Annotated in this window: 2 protein-coding genes; one reads left to right on the top strand and one right to left on the bottom strand. The window is 62.2% G+C overall.

All coding sequences use genetic code 11. The annotated features are described in order from the left end of the window. Positions 1 to 38 precede the first annotated feature (38 nt). Entirely contained in the window at positions 39 to 920 is an 882-nt protein-coding gene (locus F8N44_RS31085) for a LysR substrate-binding domain-containing protein (protein WP_150652387.1), read from the bottom strand. A 124-nt stretch (positions 921 to 1,044) separates the two neighbouring features. On the opposite strand from F8N44_RS31085, the gene F8N44_RS31080 reads away from it, so the two are divergent. Then, on the top strand, positions 1,045 to 2,313 hold a 1,269-nt coding region (locus F8N44_RS31080), incomplete at its 3' end, for a 5-guanidino-2-oxopentanoate decarboxylase (protein WP_150653013.1).

Genomic DNA, 2,313 nt, shown 5'->3' with positions numbered 1-2,313 from the left:
CTCCCTCTGGGAGAGGGTTAGGGTGAGGGGAAACAGCCTCACCGCAAATGCGCCTGCTCAACCAACCAAATCATCAATTCTTCAAGCGGCGGCGATGCCTCGATCCCCGGCGGCAACACCACGTAATACGCCAGCCCCGTCTTCACCTTCAACTCAAACGGCATCACCAGCCGCCCCGCGCGCAAGTCATCACCAATCAACGACCAATCCCCGATCGCCACCCCCGTCCCGTGGGACGCCATCGACATCGCCTGATCCAGCGTTTCGAAATGCTGGCCGCTGCCGATGTTGTTCAACTGCAGCCCGGCTGCGTTCAGCCACACCGACCAATCCTGAATATCGTGCGTCGGATGTAGCAACAGATGCTGCTGCAAATCCGCCGGTGCATTCAATACCGGCGACCCCTTGAGCAACAGCGGCGAGCACACCGGTGTCAGCTGCTCGTCGAACAGGTGCAACGCGCCCGGCGAGTTGTCGGGCGGCGGGCCGTAGATCACCGCTGCATCGAATTGCTCGCGCTGAAAATCCACGCCGTGTTGCAGCGAGGCCGTGAGTTTCACCGGCACGTCCGGGCGGTCTTTCTGCCATTGCAGCAAGCGCGGCAGCAGCCAGCGCATCACGCAGCTCGGCGCTTTGAGTTGCAGGGTTTCGCGCTGCAGGCCGATTTGCTCGGTCGCTTCGCTGATCAGGCCGAAGACTTTTTCCACTCGCGGTAGCCATTCACGTCCTTCGGCGGTCAGCGCCAGGCCACGGGCCAGACGGATAAACAGCGGATAACCGAGATGCTCTTCCAGCCCGGCGATCTGCCGGCTCACCGCGCCCTGGGTGATGTGCAACTGCTCAGCGGCGCGGGTGAAGTTGCAGCACTGCGCGGTGATCAAAAACGTATGCAGGGCGGGCAGAGGAGGCAGTCGTTTCATGGGGAACCAAGGTATGACGTGAGGACATGGCTAGTATGACTTTTAATCGATTGTTGCCGCTACCTGCCGACCGTTCCAATGAAGCCATTCCACGGACCCTGTGGGAGCGAGAAGGGCAATCGACATGGCGACGTGTGGCGAAGTACTGGTCAAGTTACTCGAAGGTTATGGGGTCGGGCAGGTGTTCGGCATTCCCGGCGTACACACCGTGGAGCTGTATCGCGGGCTGGCGCGTTCGAGCATTCGCCACGTCACGCCTCGGCATGAGCAGGGCGCCGGTTTCATGGCTGACGGCTATGCGCGCACCAGCGGCAAACCGGGAGTGTGCTTCATCATCACCGGGCCGGGCATGACCAACATCACCACCGCCATGGGCCAGGCCTACGCCGATTCGATCCCGATGCTGGTGATCTCCAGTGTGCAATCGCGCAGTCAGTTGGGCGGCGGGCGCGGCAAGCTGCATGAGTTGCCGAATCAGAGCGCACTGGTCGCAGGTGTTGCGGCGTTCTCGCATACCTTGATGTCCGCTGCTGAATTGCCGGTGGTGCTGGCGCGTGCTTTTGCGTTGTTTAAGGCCGGTCGTCCGCGTCCGGTACACATCGAAATTCCTTTGGACGTGCTGGTCGAAAACGCTGATGACTTGCTCGCCAGTGTGCCGGTCAATATCGACCGCGCCGGCGCTGCGCCTGCGGCCGTCAAACGCATGAGCGAGCTGCTGGCTGAAGCCAGACGTCCGCTGATTCTGGCCGGTGGCGGTGCCATCGACGCAGCGCCGGAGCTGACTAAACTTGCCGAGTTGCTCGACGCTCCAGTGGCGCTGACGATTAATGCCAAAGGCATGCTGCCGGGTACCCATCCGCTGTTGATCGGCTCGACCCAGACGCTGGTCGCCACCCGCGCGCTGGTCGCTGATGCCGATGTGGTTCTAGCCATCGGCACTGAATTGGCCGAGACCGATTACGACGTGACCTTCGCTGGCGGTTTCGAGATTCCCGGCAAACTGCTGCGCATCGATATCGACGCCGACCAGACCGTGCGTAACTACCCGCCGCACCTGGCGCTGGTGGCCGATGCGCGCAATGCCGCGCAAGCCTTGCTGAACTCGCTGTCGCAGGAAAAACTTGCCGCGCGCAGCCGCGATTGGGGTCAGGCCCGTGCCGGTAAACTGCGCGCCGAACTGGCCGCGAGCTGGGACGCGCCGACCCTCGCACAAACCCGTTTCCTCGACATCGTGCTCGATGAATTGCCGAACGCCGTATTCGTCGGCGATTCCACGCAACCGGTGTACACCGGCAACCTGACGTTCAACCCGGATCACCCGAGCCGTTGGTTCAATGCCTCGACCGGTTACGGCACCCTCGGCTACGCCTTGCCGGCAGCGATTGGTGCTTGG

The organism is Pseudomonas fluorescens (genome assembly GCF_902497745.1).
GTDB lineage: Bacteria > Pseudomonadota > Gammaproteobacteria > Pseudomonadales > Pseudomonadaceae > Aquipseudomonas > Aquipseudomonas fluorescens_BM.
Note: the sequence above shows the minus strand (reverse complement) of the source record. Positions and strands in the feature narration are given on the sequence as shown.

Excerpts from the sequence above, each read along its gene's own strand:
- F8N44_RS31085 (WP_150652387.1), bottom strand. The coding sequence starts at position 920 with ATGAAACGACTGCCTCCTCTGCCCGCCCTGCATACGTTTTTGATCACC.